The organism is Streptomyces sp. NPDC060184, assembly GCF_042728795.1.
In the GTDB taxonomy this organism is placed as follows: domain Bacteria; phylum Actinomycetota; class Actinomycetes; order Streptomycetales; family Streptomycetaceae; genus Streptomyces.
This window is the reverse complement of the sequence record NZ_JBHWYX010000041.1, coordinates 15,438-36,275: the sequence shown is the minus strand read 5'-3', so window position 1 is coordinate 36,275 and position 20,838 is coordinate 15,438. Positions and strand designations below refer to the sequence as shown.

At 70.5% G+C, this 20,838-nt stretch carries 17 protein-coding genes; 1 reads left to right on the top strand and 16 read right to left on the bottom strand.

All coding sequences use genetic code 11. From position 1 onward, the window contains the following. From ACFWEE_RS24995 to ACFWEE_RS24930, 14 genes are all read right to left on the bottom strand, one after another. On the bottom strand, positions 1 to 252 hold a 252-nt coding region (locus tag ACFWEE_RS24995), incomplete at its 3' end, for a hypothetical protein (RefSeq protein WP_386892298.1). 223 nt (positions 253 to 475) lie between these two features. Further along, positions 476 to 1,255 (bottom strand): TIGR03936 family radical SAM-associated protein, encoded by a 780-nt coding sequence (locus tag ACFWEE_RS24990; RefSeq protein ID WP_386892296.1) that lies wholly within the window; start codon positions 1,253 to 1,255, stop codon positions 476 to 478. A 257-nt stretch (positions 1,256 to 1,512) separates the two neighbouring features. Continuing rightward, positions 1,513 to 1,902, bottom strand: a complete 390-nt coding sequence (locus ACFWEE_RS24985) for a hypothetical protein (RefSeq protein WP_386892294.1) — start codon at positions 1,900 to 1,902, stop codon at positions 1,513 to 1,515. Positions 1,903 to 1,990: 88 nt separating this feature from the next. Beyond that, positions 1,991 to 3,916, bottom strand: coding sequence for a TIGR03960 family B12-binding radical SAM protein (locus ACFWEE_RS24980; protein ID WP_386892292.1), 1,926 nt, complete (start codon positions 3,914 to 3,916; stop codon positions 1,991 to 1,993). A 52-nt stretch (positions 3,917 to 3,968) separates the two neighbouring features. Beyond that, the gene (locus tag ACFWEE_RS24975; protein ID WP_386892291.1) at positions 3,969 to 5,501 is read right to left on the bottom strand and encodes a CHAD domain-containing protein; all 1,533 of its coding nucleotides are present in this window, start codon (positions 5,499 to 5,501) and stop codon (positions 3,969 to 3,971) included. A 106-nt stretch (positions 5,502 to 5,607) separates the two neighbouring features. Next, on the bottom strand, positions 5,608 to 6,801 hold the full coding sequence (gene rodA, locus ACFWEE_RS24970) for a rod shape-determining protein RodA (RefSeq protein ID WP_386892289.1): 1,194 nt from the start codon (positions 6,799 to 6,801) through the stop codon (positions 5,608 to 5,610). Next, entirely contained in the window at positions 6,801 to 8,972 is a 2,172-nt protein-coding gene (gene mrdA, locus ACFWEE_RS24965) for a penicillin-binding protein 2 (RefSeq protein WP_386892287.1), read from the bottom strand. The genes rodA and mrdA overlap by 1 nt, the downstream gene beginning before the upstream one ends. 40 nt (positions 8,973 to 9,012) lie before the next feature. Beyond that, on the bottom strand, positions 9,013 to 9,672 hold the full coding sequence (gene mreD, locus ACFWEE_RS24960) for a rod shape-determining protein MreD (protein ID WP_386892285.1): 660 nt from the start codon (positions 9,670 to 9,672) through the stop codon (positions 9,013 to 9,015). A gap of 11 nt (positions 9,673 to 9,683) precedes the next feature. Then, positions 9,684 to 10,787, bottom strand: a complete 1,104-nt coding sequence (gene mreC, locus ACFWEE_RS24955; RefSeq protein ID WP_386892284.1) for a rod shape-determining protein MreC — start codon at positions 10,785 to 10,787, stop codon at positions 9,684 to 9,686. A 122-nt stretch (positions 10,788 to 10,909) separates the two neighbouring features. After that, the gene (locus ACFWEE_RS24950) at positions 10,910 to 11,929 is read right to left on the bottom strand and encodes a rod shape-determining protein (protein ID WP_055599051.1); all 1,020 of its coding nucleotides are present in this window, start codon (positions 11,927 to 11,929) and stop codon (positions 10,910 to 10,912) included. Between the two features lie 293 nt (positions 11,930 to 12,222). Continuing rightward, entirely contained in the window at positions 12,223 to 12,636 is a 414-nt protein-coding gene (ndk, locus tag ACFWEE_RS24945) for a nucleoside-diphosphate kinase (RefSeq protein ID WP_266704304.1), read from the bottom strand. Positions 12,637 to 12,748: 112 nt separating this feature from the next. Beyond that, positions 12,749 to 13,099, bottom strand: a complete 351-nt coding sequence (locus tag ACFWEE_RS24940; protein WP_386892281.1) for a DUF4233 domain-containing protein — start codon at positions 13,097 to 13,099, stop codon at positions 12,749 to 12,751. A gap of 6 nt (positions 13,100 to 13,105) precedes the next feature. Beyond that, positions 13,106 to 14,638, bottom strand: coding sequence for a bifunctional folylpolyglutamate synthase/dihydrofolate synthase (locus ACFWEE_RS24935; protein ID WP_386892279.1), 1,533 nt, complete (start codon positions 14,636 to 14,638; stop codon positions 13,106 to 13,108). A gap of 123 nt (positions 14,639 to 14,761) precedes the next feature. Beyond that, a complete protein-coding gene (locus tag ACFWEE_RS24930; protein ID WP_386892278.1) occupies positions 14,762 to 17,383 on the bottom strand; it encodes a valine--tRNA ligase in 2,622 nt (873 codons plus the stop codon). A 137-nt stretch (positions 17,384 to 17,520) separates the two neighbouring features. On the opposite strand from ACFWEE_RS24930, the gene ACFWEE_RS24925 reads away from it, so the two are divergent. After that, the gene (locus tag ACFWEE_RS24925; RefSeq protein WP_386892277.1) at positions 17,521 to 18,579 is read left to right on the top strand and encodes a hypothetical protein; all 1,059 of its coding nucleotides are present in this window, start codon (positions 17,521 to 17,523) and stop codon (positions 18,577 to 18,579) included. A gap of 76 nt (positions 18,580 to 18,655) precedes the next feature. Here ACFWEE_RS24925 and clpX read toward each other — a convergent pair whose 3' ends face one another. Both clpX and ACFWEE_RS24915 read right to left on the bottom strand, forming a co-directional pair. After that, positions 18,656 to 19,954, bottom strand: a complete 1,299-nt coding sequence (gene clpX, locus ACFWEE_RS24920) for an ATP-dependent Clp protease ATP-binding subunit ClpX (RefSeq protein WP_386892275.1) — start codon at positions 19,952 to 19,954, stop codon at positions 18,656 to 18,658. 157 nt (positions 19,955 to 20,111) lie between these two features. After that, positions 20,112 to 20,795, bottom strand: a complete 684-nt coding sequence (locus tag ACFWEE_RS24915) for an ATP-dependent Clp protease proteolytic subunit (RefSeq protein WP_327175818.1) — start codon at positions 20,793 to 20,795, stop codon at positions 20,112 to 20,114. Positions 20,796 to 20,838 lie beyond the last annotated feature (43 nt).

The following is a 20,838-nucleotide window of genomic DNA, read 5'->3' as shown; positions in this document are numbered from 1 at the left end:
CTTACGCACCGCACGACGACGGCCACGCGGCGCCTCGGCGACCGGCTCCTCCGCAACGGCCTGCTCGACGACGGCCTCGGCCACCGGAGCGGACTCCACGGCCGGCGTCTCGTCCTGCGTCTTCGGGGCTCCGCCGGACGGCGGGCCGGCGGGGCGGGAAGCGGCGCGGCGCCTGCGGCGCGGCGGCAGCTTGTCCCCGGGGGTGTTCTCTTCGTTGTTTCCGGTCGTGCCGGATTCGGTCGGCTCAAGCATGCGGGCGGTTCTCCCGTCGCGCTCCCGGGCGCCGCGCTGGTCCGGTCCGGCGGGGTGGTCGCGTGGTGCGCGACCCCGCTGTCCGGGGCGCGGGCGCCGCACGGGAGCTGATGTCTGGCTCGCCGGTTCCGTACGCGGTGTGCGTACGGCCTGGCGAAAGTCTTCTGGTCAGTGCGCGGCCCGACCCCGGTGCCTTCCCGGGGGCCGCGCTACAACGACCGCCTTACGCGGAACCCGAACCTTCAGGCGCCGTCGCGACACTCCCGGGGGCCGTCGCGGGGACGGCCGGGGGTGCGTCGCGGTCGGGCGCGAGCGGGTCGGTCACCGTGCCGGACTCCTCGTCGAAGAGCCCCTGCGCCAGCCTGGTCACCGCTACGGGGACCGGCGGCGCCAGGTCGGCCACAGCTCGGAGACCGGACAGGACGTCGTCGGGTCGTACGGCGGGTGTCATGTGCCGCACTACCAGGCGCAGTATCGCACAGGCGGTGTCCACGGACCCATCGGCCCGTGGATCGAGGGCTTCGAGACCGACCACGGCCTCGCGGGCGTCGAAGGTACGCATACCGTTCTTCGCCCGGCGCTGGACCTCGACCGTTTCGGCGGCGAGGAAGGCGGCCACGGCCCGTTCGGCGTCCTGGACGGTGACGCCGTCCAGGCGCATCTCCCAGACGGAGGCGGTCAGCCGGTCGGCGAGCCCGGAGGTCCGGGCCTCCACGGCGTCGGTGATGTCGAGGCCGTCCGGGAGGGACGCGTTGAGGAGGTCCTGCAGGACCTTCGGGTCGCGGTGCTCGGTGAGCGCGATCTCCAGGAACTCGGCCTCGCTGCCGGTGCCGGTCGGAGCCGCGTTGGCGTACGAGACCTTGGGGTGCGGGGTGAAGCCCGCCGAGTAGGCCATCGGCACCTCGGAGCGGCGCAGGGCCCGCTCGAAGGCGCGCTGGAAGTCTCGGTGGCTGGTGAACCGGAGGCGGCCGCGCTTGGTGTAGCGCAGTCGGATGCGCTGCACCGCCGGTGCGGGCGGCGGGCCTTCGGGCTGTCGCTTGCCCAGTGGTTCTTCTCCTCGGTGCGGGGCGGGCGCGGTGGCGCGCCGCCCACGAAGTACAGGTCGTCACGGGGGGCCCGCTCCGGCTCACCCCCTCCGGCCTGTGGTTCCGCCGGGCGGGGAGATCTCGGGTGCGGGCGTCACGCCGTGCACGGGTGTCGCATGGTGCTCCTCACCCAGAGTACGCGCAGTAACCCTCCTGGGTCCGCCGACCTCCGGGTTCACCGGTCGGCCGGCGAACGCGCGCCACACGTCCCGGCGGGCCCGGCGGACGGCGTCGCGTGCCGTACGCAGCGTGTCGCGCGCGGCACGTCCGGCCGATACGTCCACACCGACACGACCGGCCGGACGACCAGGTGGCGCCACACCCGGGCGGCGCCACGGCCCAGTGGCCGCAGCACCGACCGGTCGAGGGCGCGCAGGGTCACGACGAGCAGGTCCCGGGCGACGCGCACCGGCAGCACGACGAGCACCGCGACGATCCGGACCGGGATGCGGACGAGCTCGACGAGGCAGCCGTCGCCGGGTTCGTACCCGGCGGGTGCCCGGTGCCGGCCGGGCACGGGGCGCTGCCGTGCGGTCCGGGCGCCGTGCTCCTGCTCGCTGTCCATTGGGGTTCATCATGCGGAAGGCCCGCCCCGGGGGGGATCCCCGGGGCGGGCCTTTGTCACACGCTCGGTACGCCGGCCGGCGCGCCGGTCACTTCACCACGGTGAGCGGCAGCAGCTTCTTGCCGGTGGGGCCGATCTGGATGTCCAGGTCGAGCTGAGGGCAGACGCCGCAGTCGAAGCAGGGGGTCCAGCGGCAGTCCTCGACCTCGGTCTCGTCGAGCGAGTCCTGCCAGTCCTCCCAGAGCCAGTCCTTGTCCAGGCCGGAGTCGAGGTGGTCCCAGGGCAGGACCTCCTCGTAGGTGCGCTCGCGGGTGGTGTACCAGTCGACGTCGAGGCCGAAGCCGGGGAGCGTCTTGTCGGCGCAGGCCATCCAGCGGTCGTAGCTGAAGTGCTCGCGCCAGCCGTCGAACCGGCCGCCGTCCTCGTACACCGCGCGGATGACCGAGCCGACGCGGCGGTCACCGCGCGAGAGCAGGCCCTCGACGATGCCGGGCTTGCCGTCGTGGTAGCGGAAGCCGATGGAACGGCCGTACTTCTTGTCGCCGCGGATCTTGTCGCGGAGCTTGGCGAGCCGCGCGTCGGTCTCCTCGGCGCTCAGCTGCGGCGCCCACTGGAACGGGGTGTGCGGCTTGGGGACGAATCCGCCGATGGAGACGGTGCAGCGGATGTCGTTCTGGCCGGACACCTCGCGGCCCTTGGCGATCACGTTGACCGCCATGTCACCGATCTGGAGGACGTCCTCGTCGGTCTCGGTGGGCAGGCCGCACATGAAGTACAGCTTCACCTGGCGCCAGCCGTTGCCGTACGCGGTGGCGACCGTGCGGATCAGGTCCTCCTCCGAGACCATCTTGTTGATGACCTTGCGCATGCGCTCGGAGCCGCCCTCGGGGGCGAAGGTGAGACCGGACCGGCGGCCGTTGCGGGTCAGCTCGTTGGCGAGGTCCACGTTGAACGCGTCGACGCGGGTGGACGGCAGCGAGAGGCCGATCTTGTCCTCGGTGTACCGGTCGGCGAGGCCCTTGGCGATCTCGCCGATCTCGGTGTGGTCGGCGGAGGAGAGCGAGAGCAGGCCGACCTCCTCGAAGCCGGTGGCCTTCAGACCGCGGTCGACCATCTCGCCGATGCCGGTGATGCTTCGCTCCCGCACGGGGCGCGTGATCATGCCGGCCTGGCAGAAGCGGCAGCCGCGGGTGCAGCCGCGGAAGATCTCGACGGACATCCGCTCGTGGACGGTCTCGGCGAGCGGGACCAGCGGCTGCTTCGGGTAGGGCCACTCGTCGAGGTCCATGACCGTGTGCTTGGACACACGCCACGGCACACCGGACTTGTTGGGCACCACACGGGCGATGCGGCCGTCGGGGAGGTACTCGACGTCGTAGAAGCGCGGGACGTAGACGCCACCGGTACGGGCGAGGCGGAAGAGCACCTCGTCCCGGCCACCGGGCCGGCCCTCGGCCTTCCAGGCGCGGATGATCTCGGTGATCTCCAGGACCGCCTGCTCGCCGTCGCCGATGACCGCGCAGTCGATGAAGTCGGCGATGGGCTCGGGGTTGAAGGCGGCGTGGCCGCCCGCGAGCACGATCGGGTCGTCCATCGTGCGGTCCTTGGACTCCAGCGGGATGCCCGCCAGGTCCAGGGCGGTGAGCATGTTGGTGTAGCCGAGCTCGGTGGAGAAGCTCAGCCCGAAGACGTCGAACGCGCCGACGGGCCGGTGGCTGTCCACGGTGAACTGGGGCACCTTGTGCTCGCGCATGAGCTCTTCGAGGTCCGGCCAGACGCTGTACGTGCGCTCGGCGAGGACCCCTTCGCGCTCGTTGAGCACCTCGTACAGGATCATGACGCCCTGGTTGGGCAGACCGACCTCGTACGCGTCGGGGTACATGAGCGCCCAGCGGACGTCGCATTCGTCCCACGGCTTGACGGTGGAGTTCAGCTCACCGCCGACGTACTGGATGGGCTTCTGCACATGCGGGAGCAGAGCTTCGAGCTGTGGGAAGACCGACTCGGCAGACATCTCGCGAACCTTCGTGAGCTGGCAGGGGTGACCATCCAGCGTACCCCGCTGCTCAGCTCTTCAGCGCCGCCCGCAGCCGGGCCCCGGACGCGCGGGCCCACACGTGCGGCAACTCCTCCTCCAGCCGGACCGCCGTCGCCTCCTCTCGGCCGTACAGAACTCCCCAGGTGAAAGCGGACTCGCCGGCTCCGTGGGCCTGCACGGCCATGGCGCGCAGGGCGGCGCGGGCGACCACGCCGTCCTGGTGGTCGCCGAGCAGGCTCTGGACGGCCTTGACCCGCTTCCCGAGCCGCTTCGCGGGCTTGCCGAGGGCGGGGCGCGCGGCCTCGGCGGCGTACCGGGTGCGCTTGGCCGCCTTGCGGGCCCGGTGCAGCGCGAGGTCGCGGTCGTGGCCCGGTGGCAGGTCCAGGGCGTGGTGGACCCGGGCGGCGAGCCGGTCGTGGTCCTTCAGCACCGCCCGGGCGAGCGGCCCGGCGGCGTCCTCGTCGGCCGCGGGCAGCAGCGGCGGGTCGGCGAGCAGCGCGTCGAGGCTGTCGAGCAGCGCGCGGTGGCGTTCGCTGTCGAGGGCCGCGAGGACACGGCGGCGGGCGTCGGCCCGTCCGGCCGCTCCCCAGCGCTCCAGCCTGCCCCGCACGGGCCCCAGCAGCAGGGTGGGTTCCACCCCGTCGACGCGGCCGGACAGCCGTGCCTCCAGGACCTCGTGGTCCCGGCAGGCGCCCAGTTCGGCGGCGAGCCACTTCAGCTCGGCGTCCAGCCGGTCGGTGACCGCCCGGTCGAGGACCTTCCGGTACGTCTTGAAGGCGCCGCGCAGCCGCCGGGTGGCGACCCGCATCCGGTGCACCGCGTCGGGCAGGTCGCGGCGGACCGCCGGGTCGAGGGTGACGATCGTCTTGGTCTGACGGCGTACGTGGGCGAGGACCCGCTCGCCCGCGCTGCCGGGCTTCCCGCCCGCCGGTGACCGGGGCCCGGTCCGCTCCCCCGGTGCCGTCTCGGCGAGCGCGCGGCCCACCTTGGAGGCGGAGGCCGAGGGGCGTACGCCCGCGCCGGCGAACCGCTCCTCCACGGCGTCCAGGAAGGCGGGGTCGACGTCGTCGGCCAGCTCGACCTCGATCTCGGTCCACTCGGCGGTGGCTCCGGCGCCGTCCGCGGTGAGCCGCTCGGCGAGGACCGTGTCGACGCTCAGCTCGGCGAGCGTCCGGCCCTCGGCGTCGGCGAGGTGGTGGACGTCGCGGGAGGAGAGCAGCCGGACGACCGGGACCACGGGCCGGTCGCGGACCCGGGAGCGGATCAGCCCCGCGAGCGCGTCGGGCAGGCTGTCGGAGAGCGGCGCGCGGATCTCGTCGCGCACGCCCGGGGCGACGGGGAACTTCACGTGCCAGCCCTCGTCGTCGCCGCCGGTCCTGCGGCGCAGCGTGACGGAGCCCGCCGCCAGCCGGAAGTCCTCGGTGTCGTAGTAGACGGCGTCGAGTTCCACCACCCCGCGGGGCACGGAGGCGGCCGTTCCGGCCACCCCGGTGAGGTCGGGCAGCCGGATGCCGGGAGCCGCTTCGTACTTCCGCTCGATCTCGCGCTTCACGTCGGCCATGTACCGAATCTAGTCCCGCGGGCCGCCGCGCACACGGGCCCGGACGGCGCTCCGGCCCGATGACCGCTGCCACCGGGCCGGAGGACGCGTCGAGCCTCGCGGGCGCTCAGGCGGACATCGGCCGCTGCACCCGGATCGACTGGAGCAGCCCGATCGCCACCCAGACGGCGAACATCGACGACCCTCCGTACGAGACGAAGGGCAGCGGCAGACCGGCGACCGGCATGATGCCGAGCGTCATCCCGATGTTCTCGAACGCCTGGAAGGCGAACCAGGCGATGATCCCGGCGGCCACGATCGTGCCGTACAGCTCGGTGGTCTCGCGGGCGATGCGGCAGGCGCGCCAGAGGACGACGCCGAGGAGGACGATGATCAGCCCGGCGCCCACGAAGCCCAGTTCCTCGCCTGCGACGGTGAAGACGAAGTCGGTCTGCTGCTCGGGGACGAACTGCCCGGTGGTCTGGGTGCCGTGGAAGAGCCCGGTGCCGGTGAGGCCGCCGGAACCGATCGCGATGCGCGCCTGGTTGGTGTTGTAGCCGACGCCGGCCGGGTCCAGGGCGGGGTTGGCGAAGGCGGCGAACCGGGCGATCTGGTAGTCGTCCAGGAGCCCGAGCTGCCAGACCGAGACGGCGCCGAGGGCGCCCGTGCCGAGGAGTCCGAAGACCCAGCGGTTGGAGGCGCCGGAGGCGAGCAGGACGCCGAGGACGATGAAGGCCATCACCATGACCGAGCCCAGGTCGGGCATGAGCATGACGATGCCCATCGGGATCGCGGCGACCCCGAGGGACTTGGCGACGGTCCGGTGGTCGGGGTGGAGCTGGTCGCCCGCGTCGACGCGGGCGGCGAGCAGCATCGCCATGCCGAGAATGATGGTGATCTTGGTGAACTCGGAGGGCTGGAGCGAGAATCCGCCGCCGATGATGATCCAGGCGTGCGCGCCGTTGACCGTGGCGCCGAGCGGGCTGAGGACCGCCAGCACCAGGACGACGGAGAGCCCGTAGAGGATCGGTACGGCCCCCCGCAGAGTGCGGTGGCCGAGCCAGACCGTGCCGACCATCAGACCGAAGCCGATGCCGGTGTTGAGGGCGTGGCGGAAGAGGAAGTAGTACGGGTCGCCGTGGGTGAGGCTGTCGCGGCCCCGGGTCGCGGAGTAGACGAGCAGCGACCCGATGAAGGAGAGCGCGAGCGCCGAGCCGAGCAGCGGCCAGTCGAGCCGCCGCACGACGGAGTCGCGTGCGGTGAGCCAGGCCCAGGAGGACCGCTCGGGGCCGTACCCGGAGACGGAGAAGCCACCTGCCATCAGTCCCGCCTCCCGAGTGTCGCGGCGAGCGCCTGCTGCCCCTCGCCGAGGGGCTTGTTGGCGTCGGGGTCGTACGGCTTGACCTTCGGCGCGTTGATCGTGCCGTCGGGCTGGATCTTGGGAAGGGTCTTCTGCGGCGTGGGCAGCAGCGCCTTCTTGAGGTCCTGCTTGCCCTCGGCGTCCAGGCCGTAGAGGGCGTTGTAGATGTTGCGCACGGCGGGGCCGGAGGCGCCGGACCCGGTACCACCCTGGGAGATCGTCATGACGATCGAGTAGTCCTTGGTGTACGTGGCGAACCACGAGGTCGTCTGCTTGCCGTAGACCTCCGCGGTACCCGTCTTGGCGTGCATCGGGATCTTGTCCTGGGGCCAGCCGCCGAACCGCCAGGCGGCGCTGCCCCGGGTCGCGACACCCGCGAGGGCTTCGTCTATGTCGTCGCGCGTGGACCCGGTGAAGGGCAGCTTGCCGTGCGAGACGGGCTTGATCTCCTGGACCGTCTTGCCGTCGCCGCTCACGATGGCCTTGCCGACCGTGGGGTCGTAGAGGGTGCCGCCGTTGGAGATCGCGGCGTAGATGGTGGCCATCTGGATCGGGGTGACGAGGGTGTCGCCCTGGCCGATCGAGTAGTTCACGGAGTCACCGGCGCGCATCTTGTCGCCCTCGCGGCAGTTCTCGTACTCGATCTGCTGGGCGTACGTGCCGTCCTTCTTGCCGTCCTTGCACCAGAAGGCCTTGTTGGCCTGGAAGAAGTTCTCCTTCCACTGGCGGTCGGGGACGCGCCCGGTGACCTCGTTGGGGAGGTCGATGCCGGTCTCCTTCCCGAGGCCGAACTGGTGCGCGGTCTTGTAGAACCAGTCGCCGGGGTTCTTCTTCGGGTTGGTGCCGCCGTCCTTCAGCCACTCCTTGTGCGCGATGCCGTAGTAGACGGTGTCGCAGGAGACCTCCAGGGCGCGGCCGATGGTGATGGAGCCGTAGCCCTGCGACTCGAAGTTCTTGAAGGTCTGGCCGCCGATGGAGTACGAGCTGGGGCACGGGTAGTTGCCGTCGAACGGGTACCCGGCGTTGACGGCTGCCGTGGAGGAGACGACCTTGAAGATGGAGCCGGGGGCCGCTTGGCCCTGGATCGCCCGGTTCAGCAGCGGGTAGTTGGACTTCTTGGTGGTCAGCTTCGTGTAGTCCTTGGCGGAGATGCCGCCGACCCAGGCGTTGGGGTCGTAGTCCGGCAGCGAGGCCATCGCGACGACCCGGCCGGTCTTGGCCTCCATCACGACGACGGCGCCGGAGTCGGCCTTGTAGTTCTCGTTGGTGTTCTTGTCGAACTCCTTGCGGGCCGTCTTCATCGCCTTGTCGAGCTCGTACTCGGCGACGGACTGCACCCGTGCGTCTATCGACGTGACGACCGACGATCCGGGCTCGGCCGGGTCGTTCTCGGCCTGCCCGATGACCCGGCCGAGGTTGTCGACCTCGTAGCGGGTGACACCGGCCTTGCCGCGCAGCTCGCGGTCGTAGGTGCGCTCCAGGCCGGAGCGGCCGACCTGGTCGGAGCGGAGGTACGGCGACTCGGTGTCCTGGGCCTTGGTGATCTCCTCGTCGGTGACCGGTGAGAGGTAGCCGAGGACCTGGGCGGTGTTGGCGCCGCCGGGGGCCGCGTACCGGCGTACGGCGGTGGGTTCGGCGGTGATGCCGGGGAAGTCCTCGGCGCGCTCGCGGATCTGGAGGGCCTGCTGGGTGGTGGCCTCGTCGGTGACCGGGATCGGCTGGTAGGGCGAACCGTTCCAGCAGGGCTGGGGGGTCTTCGCGTCGCAGAGCCGGACCTTGTCCTTGACGTCCTTCGGCTTCATGCCGAGGACGTCGGCGAGGCGGGTGAGGACGGCGTCGCCGTCGTCGTCCATCTTCAGCAGCTCGGTGCGGCTGGCGGAGACCACGAGGCGGGTCTCGTTGTCGGCGAGCGGTACGCCGCGCGCGTCGAGGATGTCGCCCCGGACGGCGGGCTGCACGACCTGCTGGACGTGGTTGTTCTTCGCCTCGTCGGTGTACTCCTGGCCGTTGCGGATCTGGAGGTACCAGAGCCGGCCGCCGAGCGTCAGGAGGAGGGAGAAGACGAGGATCTGGATGACGACGAGGCGGATCTGGACGCGCTGGGTCCGGCCGGTCTCGGGGATGTTGCTCACGGTGCGCCCCCGTCGGTGGTGCTCGGGTGCTGGTCCGGCCTCACAGTCGCTTGACCCCCTTGATCCTTCCCGCGCGCGCGGCGCGATTGCGGGCGGCCCTGACGCGGAGTCCGCCGCGCTGGTTGCCGATCGTCAGGCCGGTGCCCGAGGAGAGCCAGCCGGCGGAGACGTCGCCGCCGGCCGACTCGGAGACCGGGTCGTTCTCGGTGCGTCTGGCGAGCCCCATGATCAGCGGTACGACGAACGGCGCGAGCAGCAGGTCGTAGACGGCGGCCGTGAACACCAGGCTGGTGAGGCCGACGTGCCGGGCCGCGGTGTCACCGACGAGGGCGCCCACCAGCGCGTACAGCAGGGTGGTGCCGACGGCAGCCACGACGACGAACGCCATGGGACCGAAAGCCGACTTGAGCTGTCCGTTCTCCGGCCGGACCAGCCCCGCGAGGTAGCCGATGACGCAGAGCACCAGGGCGTAGCGCCCGGCGGCGTGGTCGGCGGGCGGGGCCAGGTCCGCGAGGATGCCCGCGCCGAAGCCGATCAGCGCGCCGCTGACGTGCCCGTACACGAAGGCGAGTCCGAGGACGGTGAGCAGCAGCAGGTCGGGGACGGCTCCGGGGAGCTGGAGCCGTGCGAGCACGGACACCTGGACCACGAGGGCGACCACGACGAGGGCGACGGAGAGCAGCGTCCGGTTCAAGCGCATGGGGTTCAGCCCTACTCCTGGTCGTCTGCCTGGCCGTCGGGGTCGGCGGCGGCATCGGTGTCTGCGGTGGCGTCGGTGTTCGCGTCGGGGAGCGCGGCGACGTCGGTGGCACCGGCCGCCGCCTCGCCCGAGGCGGTCGCGCCGGGCGTCTGGTGGATGTTGCCGACGACCCTGCCGCTGCCGTCGACGAGGTCGCCGTTGGGCTGGACGGTCACGGTGACGGTCGGGGTGGGCTTCGGCTTGGCCGGCTTGGCGGCCTTCTTCGGCAGGACCGCGTCGCGCGGGTCCGTGCGGGGGGCCTCCACCACGATGCCGACGATGTCGAGCTTGGTGAAGCCGACGTACGGCTTGACGTAGACGGTCCGGGTGAGGTCGCCGCCGGACGGGTCGACACGGACGACCTCGCCGACCGGGACGCCGGGCACGAACGGCTTGCCCTTGCTGGAGCCGAAGGTGACGAGCCGGTCGCCCTTCGCCACCTTGGCCTTGCCGTTGAGGAACTGCACCGAGAGCGGGCTGTTGCCCTGGCCGGTGGCGAAGCCGAGCTCGTCCGTCTTCTCCATCCGGGTGCCGACGGTGAAGTCCGGGTCGTTGGCGAGGAGCACGGTCGCGGTGTTCGGGCCGACGGTGGTGACCCGGCCGACCAGCCCCTCGCCGTTGAGCACGGTCATGTCGCGGGCGATGCCGTCCTTGGAGCCGGCGTCGATGGTGATCGTCCAGGAGAAGCCCTGCGCCGCTCCTATGGCGATGACCTGGGCGCCCTTGATGCCGTACTGGCCGGCGTTCGCGTTCTTGAGGATCGCGTCGAGCTGGCGGACCCGGCTGTTGGTGCGGGCGTCGCTGCCGAGCTCCGTCTTGAGCGCCGCGTTCTCCTTCTCCAGGGCCGCGATCCGGTCGTGCCGGTCCCCGGAGTCCCGGACGGCGCCGATGGCATTGCCCACCGGGTCCACCGCCGCCGCCACGCCGTTCTCGACGGGCCCGAAGACCGTCGCGGCGGCCTGCCGGGCGCCGTCCACCGGCGAGTCCTCGCCGCCGCGGATGTCCACCGTGATCAGTGCGAACGCGATGACGATCAGCAGCACCAGGAGCAGCCGGCTCTCTCGTGTGTCCCTCACGTGCGGCGGCCGTGCCTTCCTCGTAGGAATGTTCGTGCCTGTATATCAACGATCTGCCGTACGGGGCGGCAGCGCCCGCACGGCAGACCGAAGGTGTGTCAAGGGCCTGTCGGCCGCACCGCTCAGCGGCGCGGCTGGGCGTCCAGGACCTGCTGCAGCGCCTCGAACTCCTCGACGCACTTGCCGGATCCGAGCGCCACCGAGTCCAGCGGGTCCTCGGCGATGTGGATCGGCATGCCCGTCTCGCGGCGCAGCCGCTCGTCCAGCCCGCGCAGCAGCGCGCCGCCGCCGGTGAGGACGATGCCGCGGTCCATCACGTCGCCGGAGAGCTCGGGCGGGCACTTGTCGAGCGTCGTCTTCACGGCGTCGACGATCGCGTTGACCGGCTCCTCGATGGCCTTGCGGACCTCGGCGGCCGAGATGACGACCGTCTTGGGCAGTCCGGAGACGAGGTCCCGGCCGCGGATCTCGGTGTGCTCGTCCTTGTCCAGGTCGTACGCGGAACCGATCGTGATCTTGATCTGTTCGGCGGTGCGCTCGCCGAGGAGGAGGGAGTACTCCTTCTTGATGTGCTGGATGATCGCGTTGTCCAGCTCGTCCCCGGCGACCCGGATCGACTGGGCAGTGACGATTCCGCCGAGGGAGATCACCGCGACCTCGGTGGTGCCGCCGCCGATGTCGACGACCATGTTGCCGGTGGCCTCGTGGACGGGGAGGCCGGAGCCGATGGCCGCCGCCATGGGCTCCTCGATGATGTGCACCTGGCGGGCACCGGCCTGCGTCGACGCCTCGATGACGGCGCGGCGCTCGACCCCGGTGATGCCGGAGGGCACGCAGACGACGACGCGCGGGCGGGCCAGGTAGCGACGCTTGTGGATCTTGAGAATGAAGTAGCGGAGCATCCGCTCGGTGATCTCGAAGTCGGCGATGACGCCGTCCTTCAGCGGCCGTACGGCAACGATGTTGCCCGGCGTACGGCCGATCATCTTCTTGGCCTCGGAGCCGACCGCGAGAATGCCGCCGGTGTTGGTGTTGATGGCCACGACGGACGGCTCGTTCAGGACGATGCCGCGCCCCCTGACGTACACCAGCGTGTTGGCAGTCCCGAGGTCGATAGCCATGTCACGACCGATGAACGACATTGAGTTCCCCTTGTTCCCCATGAGGATGCGGCGGTGCCTTCCCGAGAAAGCATGATGGCTGGTTCTGCTCGGCGAATCCGGCGCGCTGCGGGTGTGGAAGCTTCCATCGTAGTGCCGTGTGCACGTACGCAGCGCGAGGGTCATGCGCCTTACCGGGTGGAACGACTACCCGTCCCACCCATGGTGACGTTACGTCGGTGGGATGCGTTCCCGCGATCGGTGTACGTATACCGAAGGGCGACCGAATTACTTCGGTCGCCCCTGGTCGCCAGCGCTGTTTGGCCGATCAACCGTCAGGACAGACCCGGAAAGAAAAGCTTCAGTTCCCGCTCCGCGGACTCCTCGGAGTCCGAGGCGTGGATGAGGTTCTCCCGGGTGATCGTCCCGAAGTCGCCGCGGACGGAGCCGGGCGCGGCGGCGATCGGGTCGGTCGGGCCGGCCAGGGCGCGGACGCCCTCGATGACCCGCTCGCCCTCGGCGACCAGGGCCACGACCGGGCCGGAGGCCATGAACTCCACGAGCGGCTCGTAGAACGGGCGGCCCTTGTGCTCGCCGTAGTGGGCTTCCAGCGTGTCCCCGTCGAGCGTACGCATCTCCAGGGCGGTGATCCGCCAGCCGGCCTTGCGCTCGATGCGGCCGACGATCTCACCGATCAGCCCGCGCCGGACCGCGTCCGGCTTGAGGAGAACGAGGGTGCGCTGGGTCATGTCGTGCGGCTCCTTGAGGGTGGCGGGGTGCGGGAGAGCGAGATTACAGGGGCAGGCCCCGGCCCCGACGGGTGGGGGTTACACAGCGTCAAGCTCAGGGGCGAGCAGGGGGTCAGCCGGCGGCTGCCTCGGCCTCCATCGCCGCCCAGCGGGCCTTCGCCTCGTCGATCTTCCGGCCGTAGTGCACCGAAGCCCACCACAGCGCGGCGAAGGCGACGCCGAGGAAGTACATCACCGGGACGAAGAAGCCGCTCACCACGAGGGCGATCTGGAGCGCCCAGCCCAGCGCGACACCGCCGGGCCGGCCGAGCATGCCGCAGAGCAGCACGGAGAGCAGCATGCCGATGCCGCACACCGTCCAGACGGTCGCCACGGTCAGGTCGTCGGACTTCATCGCGACGAGCCCGGCGAAGCCGATCACGAAAAACTCGCCGATCAGCGTCGACGCGCAGAGGGTACGCACAGGGGGTCAGCCCCTTCCCAGGAGCAGCCGGGCCTCGCCGACCGTGATCACGGAACCGGTCACCAGCACGCCGGCGCCCGCGTATTCGTCTTCTTCCTCGGCGAGGGTGATCGCCGCCTCCAGCGCGTCGTCGAGCCGGGGCTCCACCTGCACGCGGTCGTCGCCGAAGACCTCGACCGCGACGGCGGCCAGGGCGTCGGCGTCCATCGCACGGGCGCTGGAGTTCTGGGTGACGACGATCTCGGCGAAGATCGGCTCGAAGGCTTCGAGGAGCCCGCGCACGTCCTTGTCGTCGCTGGCGCCGACGACCCCGATGAGCCGGGAGAAGCTGAAGGCCTCGGAGAGCCCCTCGGCGGTGGCGGCGGCGCCTGCCGGGTTGTGGGCGGCGTCCAGGACGACGGTCGGGCTGGAGCGGACGACCTCCAGGCGGCCCGGTGAGCGGACCGAGGCGAAGGCGGTGCGGATCGCGTCGATGTCGAGCGAGCGGGTCTGCTCGCCGCCGATGCCGAAGAACGCCTCCACCGCGGCGAGCGCCACGGCCGCGTTGTGCGCCTGGTGGGCGCCGTACAGCGGGAGGAAGATGTCGGTGTACTCGGAGGCCGCGCCGCCGAGTCCGCGCAGCGTCAGCAGCTGGCCGCCGACCGCGATCTCACGGGAGACGACGCCGAACTCCATGCCCTCACGGGCCACCGTGGCGTCGACCTCGACGGCCTTCTTGAGCATCACCTGCGCGGCGTCCACCGGCTGCTGGGCCAGCACGACCGTCGCGCCCTGCTTGATGATCCCGGACTTCTCCCCGGCGATCTCGGCGGGCGTGTTGCCGAGCCGGTCGGTGTGGTCGAGCGAGATCGGGGTGACGACGGCGACGTGTCCGTCGATCACGTTGGTGGCGTCCCAGGTGCCGCCCATGCCGACCTCGACCACGGCGACGTCGACCGGCGCGTCGGCGAAGGCCGCGTACGCCATGCCCGTCAGCACCTCGAAGAAGGAGAGGCGGTACGGCTGCTGGGCGTCGACCATCTCGACGTACGGCTTGATGTCCTGGTACGTCTCCACGAACCGCTCGGGGGCGATCGGGGAGCCGTCCAGGCTGATCCGCTCGGTGATCGACTGGACGTGCGGCGAGGTGTAGCGGCCGGTGCGCAGGTCGAAGGCGTTGAACAGGGCCTCGATCATGCGGGCCGTGCTGGTCTTGCCGTTCGTCCCGGTGATGTGGATGGAGGGGTACGCGCGCTGCGGCTCGCCGAGCACGTCCATCAGGGCGGCGATCCGGGTGACGGAGGGTTCGAGCTTGGTCTCCCCCCAGCGCCCGGCCAGCTCCTGCTCCACGGCGCGCAGCGCCCGGGCGGTCTCGGGGTCCTCGGGGGTGGCCGGGGGCGCGTCCGACACGGGCGGCCCGGACTGGGTGCGCAGGGTACGGCTCCCGGCCTCGATCACCGCCAGGTCGGGGTCGCGCTGGGTTGCTTCGTCCACGATCTCCGAGAAGGTGTCGTCGGACTCTGACGCGTCGTGCCGGTCTGAAGGGCGGGGCTCACTCACGGGGCCCAGTCTACGGACCGGCGCGGACATCGCGCGCAGCGCCCGCACCGGAGGCCGGGCCCGGTACACGGCGAGGCCCCCGCGCCCCCGGTCGTGGGGGTGCGGGGGCCTCGCCCCGGGTCGTCAGCCCTGCGGCAGGTTCGCCAGCTGGGCGGTGATCCGCTCGATGTCGGCGTTCGCCTTGGCGAGCCGGGCGTGGATCTTCTCGACCACGTTGTCCGGCGCCTTGGCGAGGAAGGCCTCGTTGCCGAGCTTCCCCTCGGCCTGGGCCTTCTCCTTCTCGGCGGCGCCCAGGTCCTTCGCGAGGCGCTTGCGCTCGGCCGGGACGTCGATGGTCCCGGACAGGTCGAGGGCGACCTGCGCACCGGCCACCGGCAGGGTGGCGGTGGCGTGGAAGCCTTCCTCGGCGGGCTGGAGGCGGAGCAGGTGGCGGATGGCCGCCTCGTGCGGGGCCAGTGCCGTGCCGGTCAGGGTCAGCCGGGCCGGGACCTTCTGGAGGGCGTTGAGACCCTGGTCGCCCTTGAAGCGGCGGACCTCGGTGACGACCTGCTGGACCAGCTCGATCTCGGCCTCGGCCGCCTCGTCGCGGAAGCCGGAGTCCTTCGGCCAGTCGGCGACGACGAGGGACTCGCCACCGGTGAGGGTGGTCCAGAGCGTCTCGGTGACGAACGGCACGATCGGGTGGAGCAGGCGCAGCGTCACGTCGAGGACCTCGCCGAGGACCCGGCCGGAGACCTCGGCCTGCTCGCCGCCCGCGAAGAACGTGGTCTTCGACAGCTCGACGTACCAGTCGAAGACCTCGTCCCACGCGTAGTGGTAGAGGGCGTCGGAGACCTTGGCGAACTCGTACTCGTCGTAGAACCGGTCGACCTCGGCGACGGTCTTGTTGAGGCGGGAGAGGATCCAGCGGTCGGTGGCCGTCATGGTGGCGGCGTCCGGCAGCGGGCCGTCGACCGTCGCGCCGTTCATCAGGGCGAAGCGGGTGGCGTTCCAGATCTTGTTGGCGAAGTTGCGGGACGCCTTGACCCAGTCCTCGCCGATCGGCACGTCGGCGCCGGGGTTGGCGCCGTTGGCCAGGGTGAAGCGGACGGCGTCGGAGCCGTAGGCGTCCATCCAGGTCAGCGGGTCGACCGCGTTCGGATTCGACTTCGACATCTTCTTGCCGAACTCGTCGCGGACCAGGCCGGTGAGGGCGACCGTCTTGAACGGGATCTCGCCGTCCATGGCGTAGAGGCCGAACATCATCATCCGGACGACCCAGAAGAAGATGATGTCGTGGCCGGTCAGCAGGACGTCGGTCGAGTAGAACTTCTCGAGGTCCGGGGTCCGCTCCGGCCAGCCGAGCGTGGAGAACGGCCACAGGCCGGAGGAGAACCAGGTGTCGAGGACGTCCTCGTCCTGCGTCCAGCCCTCGCCGGTGGGCGCCTCGTCGTCGGGGCCGACGCAGACGACCTGGCCCTCGGGGCCGTACCAGACGGGGATGCGGTGGCCCCACCAGAGCTGGCGCGAGATGCACCAGTCGTTGAGGTTGTCGACCCAGTCGAAGTACCGCTTCTCCATCTCCTTGGGGTGGAGCGTGACCCGGTCGTCGCGGACCGCGTCCCCGGCGGCCTTGGCGAGCGTCTCGACCTTGACCCACCACTGGAGGGAGAGGCGCGGCTCGATGGTCGTCTTGCACCGCGAGCAGTGGCCGACGGAGTGGACGTACGGGCGCTTCTCGGCGACGACGCGGCCCTGCTCGCGCAGGGCGGCGACGATGGCGGAGCGCGCCTCGAAGCGGTCGAGTCCCTGGAAGGGGCCGGGCACGGTGATGACGCCGCGCTCGTCCATGACCGTCAGCGACTCCAGGCCGTGGCGCTGGCCGATGGCGAAGTCGTTCGGGTCGTGCGCCGGGGTCACCTTGACCGCGCCGGTGCCGAACTCGGGGTCGACGTGGGCGTCCGCGACGACCGGGATGGTGCGGTCGGTGAGCGGGAGCTTGATGCGCTTGCCGATGAGGTGGGCGTAGCGCTCGTCCTCGGGGTGGACGGCGACGGCGGTGTCGCCGAGCATCGTCTCGACCCGGGTGGTGGCCACGACCAGGGTCTCGTCGCCCTCGCCGTACTTCAGGGAGACGAGCTCGCCGTCGTCGTCCTGGTAGTCGACCTCGATGTCCGAGATGGCGGTCAGGCAGCGCGGGCACCAGTTGATGATGCGCTCGGCGCGGTAGATCAGCTCGTCGTCGTAGAGCCGCTTGAAGATCGTCTGGACGGCGCGGGAGAGGCCCTCGTCCATGGTGAACCGCTCGCGCGACCAGTCGAGGCCGGCGCCCAGGCGGCGGAGCTGCCCGAGGATCCGGCCGCCGTACTCTTCCTTCCACTGCCAGACGCGCTCGGTGAACGCCTCGCGGCCGATGTCGTGGCGGGACTTGCCCTCTTCGCCGAGCTGCTGCTCGACCTTGTTCTGGGTGGCGATGCCGGCGTGGTCCATGCCGGGGAGCCAGAGGGTCTCGAAGCCCTGCATCCGCTTGCGCCGGGTCAGCGCGTCCATCAGCGTCACCTGGAAGGCGTGGCCGAGGTGGAGGGCGCCGGTGACGTTCGGCGGGGGGATGACGATGGTGTACGGCGGCTTCTCGCTGGACGCGTCCGCCGTGAAGTAACCGCGCTCCACCCAGCGCTCGTACAACTTCCCCTCTACCTCGGCCGGCGCGTACTGGGTCGGCAGTTCGGGGTTGCTGGCGGGCGTATGCGTTGCGTTCTCGGTCACGGGAGACAGTTTAGGGCTGTCACAGTCGTGCCCCGAAACCGGTTTCTTCCGTAACGGTGTGCCTGCGGGTGCCCTGTTCCGGAGCCGCATCCGCCAGGATGTTCGGAACGCATAAGCATTCTGGAGGGGACAGCGTCATGAGCAACGACCAGCCGGGACCGTACGGCGGCCCGCCGCCGCAGGGTCAGCCCGGACCCTACGGCCAGCAGCCCGGACCCTACGGGCAGCAGCCGGGCCCGTACGGCCAGCCGCCGCAGGGCGGACAGCCCGGCTACGGCTACCCCCAGCAGGCCCCCCAGGGTGTCCCGCAGCAGCCCCCGGCCCCGCCCGCGCAGGGCTACGGCTACCCGCAGGGCCAGCAGCCCGGACCGTACGGACAGCAGCCCGGCCCGTACGGCCAGCAGCCGTCCACGCCTCCGTACGGCCAGCAGCCGCCCACACCTCCGTACGGCGGCCAGCCGGGCTTCCCGGGACAGCCGGGCGTACCCCCGTTCGAGCAGCCCAAGAAGAAGCGGACCGGCCTGATCGTGACGGCCGTCGTCGTGGTGCTGGCCGTCGTCGCGGGCGGGGCGTATCTGCTGACCTCGGGATCGAACAGCGATGTCGCGGACTCCACCAAGGGGTACAAGATCACGCCGCCCGCCTCGGTGGACGACTACCAGCAGGACCCCACGGACGCCAAGCCCGGCGCCCCGATGACCGGCAAGGACAAGACCGACGCCGAGGCCATCGGGATCAAGAACCCCAGCAAGGTCAGCACCACGTACGTGAGCGGCGACCTGGAGAAGAACCCGCTCACCACGAAGATGCTCCTCCTGGAGGGCAGCTGGGGCGAGATCGCCGATCCCGCGAAGGCCATCGACGCGTCGTTCGCGAGCGCGGCGAAGGAGGCGGAGCTCGGCGACTCCGACGGGGGGTCGCTGGTCGGCAGCCCCGTGGAGGTCAAGCCGGCCGGTTTCAAGGGCGCTCTGATGAAGTGCCAGAACGCCAAGATGATCAACGACAAGGCCGACGGCACCGCCGCGAACGGCCCCAAGGAAATGATCATGCCGGTCTGCGTCTGGGCCGACTACAGCACCGTGGGCGTCGTGATCGGCTTCGACATCGGCGGCGCCATGACCAACAAGCCGATGAGCCAGGACGAGGCGGCGGCCCTCGCGGCGAAGCTCTACAACACCGGGCGCACCAAGATCTGATCGGCACGGCACGCCCGAGGGGCCCGCTCGCACGGTCGGTGCGGACGGGCCCCTCGGGCGTTGCTGCGGGCGGGAGTTACGCGGACTTCTCGTGCCGGCCGCCGTCGTTCTTGCCGATCGCGCGCGGCTCGCGCGGGACCAGCGTGGGGTTCACGTTGTTGCGGACCACGTCCGGGGTGATGACCACGCGGGCCACGTCCTTGCGGGACGGGACCTCGTACATCACGGACTGGAGGACTTCCTCCATGATGGCGCGCAGGCCGCGGGCGCCGGTCTGCCGCAGGATCGCCTGGTCGGCGATGGCCTCCAGCGCCTCGCGCTCGAAGTCCAGCTCCACGCCGTCGAGTTCGAAGAGCCGCTGGTACTGCTTCACCAGGGCGTTGCGCGGCTCGATGAGGATCTGGAGGAGCGCCTCGCGGTCCAGGTTGTGGACCGAGGTGAGGACGGGCAGGCGGCCGATGAACTCGGGGATCATGCCGAACTTGACCAGGTCCTCCGGCATGACCTCCTGGAACTGGTCGCTCGCCTGGATCTCCAGCTTGGACCGGATCGTCGCGCCGAAGCCGATGCCCTTGGCGCCGGACCGGGACTCGATGATCTTCTCCAGTCCGGAGAAGGCACCGCCCACGATGAACAGGACGTTCGTCGTGTCGATCTGGATGAATTCCTGGTGCGGGTGCTTGCGGCCACCCTGCGGCGGCACGGAGGCGGTGGTGCCCTCCAGGATCTTCAGCAGCGCCTGCTGCACGCCCTCGCCCGAGACGTCGCGCGTGATCGACGGGTTCTCGCTCTTGCGGGCGACCTTGTCGATCTCGTCGATGTAGATGATCCCGGTCTCGGCCTTCTTGACGTCGTAGTCGGCCGCCTGGATCAGCTTGAGCAGGATGTTCTCGACGTCCTCGCCGACATAGCCGGCCTCCGTCAGCGCCGTCGCGTCGGCGATGGCGAACGGGACGTTGAGCATGCGGGCCAGCGTCTGCGCCAGCAGCGTCTTGCCGGAGCCCGTGGGGCCCAGCAGGAGGATGTTCGACTTGGCGAGCTCGATCGCGTCCTCACGACCGGAGCCACCGCCGTTCTCCCCGGCCTGGACCCGCTTGTAGTGGTTGTACACCGCGACGGAGAGGGCCTTCTTCGCGGGCTCCTGCCCGACGACGTACCCCTCCAGGAACTCGTAGATCTCGCGCGGCTTGGGAAGCTCTTCCCAGCGCACTTCCGAGGTCTCGGCGAGCTCCTCCTCGATGATCTCGTTGCAGAGATCGATGCACTCGTCGCAGATGTACACACCGGGTCCCGCGATGAGCTTCTTCACCTGCTTCTGGCTCTTTCCGCAGAACGAGCACTTGAGCAGGTCGCCGCCATCACCGATGCGTGCCACGAGGTGCTTCCCCTTCGCCTGGGAGACGCCTGGTTCAGCGACTCCTGGTGCCTCTCTTCGACGGTACCTTGCCTGGCCCCCCGTTCGGGCCCCCCTTGGCACGGTTCACACGGCCGAAGACCGGTCGCATGTGCGTGCCAAGGGGAAAAGACCGACGTCAGACCTGCGCTCCGGCCGAGGTCTTACGGGTGGAGACGATCTGGTCCACCAGACCGTACGCCAGAGCCTCCTCGGCGGTAAGGATCTTGTCGCGCTCGATGTCCTCGCTGATCTTCTCCAGCGGGGTCGTCGAGTGCTTGGCCAGCATCTGCTCCAGCTGGGTGCGCATGCGCAGGATCTCGTTGGCGGCGATCTCCAGGTCGGAGAGCTGCTCACGGCCGGTCTGCGAGGACGGCTGGTGGATGAGCACCCGGGCGTGCGGCAGCGCCATGCGCTTGCCGGGGGTACCGGCGGCCAGCAGGACGGCGGCGGCGGAGGCCGCCTGGCCCATGCAGACCGTCTGGATGTCCGGCTTCACGAACTGCATCGTGTCGTAGATCGCGGTGAGCGCGGTGAACGAGCCGCCGGGGCTGTTGATGTAGATCGAGATGTCGCGGTCCGGGTCCATCGACTCCAGGCACATCAGCTGCGCCATGACGTCGTTGGCGGAGGCGTCGTCGATCTGCACGCCGAGGAAGATGATGCGCTCCTCGAAGAGCTTCGCGTACGGGTCGTACTCGCGCACGCCCTGCGAGGTGCGCTCCACGAAGCGCGGCACGATGTAACGGTTGTCCACCTGCGGGCCGGTGTAGAGGCCGCTCGCGGAGGCGCCGGGGAAGTTGTTCATGTGGGTGTTCACCATCCTGGTGGCGTTCTGTGGGCTGGTTTCTCGGCGCACGTTCTTG

Coding starts and splice junctions, on each gene's coding strand:
- ACFWEE_RS24915 (WP_327175818.1), bottom strand. CDS start 20,795: ATGGTGAACACCCACATGAACAACTTCCCCGGCGCCTCCGCGAGCGGC.
- ACFWEE_RS24950 (WP_055599051.1), bottom strand. CDS start 11,929: ATGTCGTTCATCGGTCGTGACATGGCTATCGACCTCGGGACTGCCAAC.
- rodA (WP_386892289.1), bottom strand. CDS start 6,801: ATGGCAGGTGGCTTCTCCGTCTCCGGGTACGGCCCCGAGCGGTCCTCC.
- ACFWEE_RS24985 (WP_386892294.1), bottom strand. CDS start 1,902: ATGGACAGCGAGCAGGAGCACGGCGCCCGGACCGCACGGCAGCGCCCC.
- ndk (WP_266704304.1), bottom strand. CDS start 12,636: ATGACCCAGCGCACCCTCGTTCTCCTCAAGCCGGACGCGGTCCGGCGC.
- ACFWEE_RS24925 (WP_386892277.1), top strand. CDS start 17,521: ATGAGCAACGACCAGCCGGGACCGTACGGCGGCCCGCCGCCGCAGGGT.
- ACFWEE_RS24980 (WP_386892292.1), bottom strand. CDS start 3,916: ATGTCTGCCGAGTCGGTCTTCCCACAGCTCGAAGCTCTGCTCCCGCAT.
- mreD (WP_386892285.1), bottom strand. CDS start 9,672: ATGCGCTTGAACCGGACGCTGCTCTCCGTCGCCCTCGTCGTGGTCGCC.
- ACFWEE_RS24975 (WP_386892291.1), bottom strand. CDS start 5,501: ATGGCCGACGTGAAGCGCGAGATCGAGCGGAAGTACGAAGCGGCTCCC.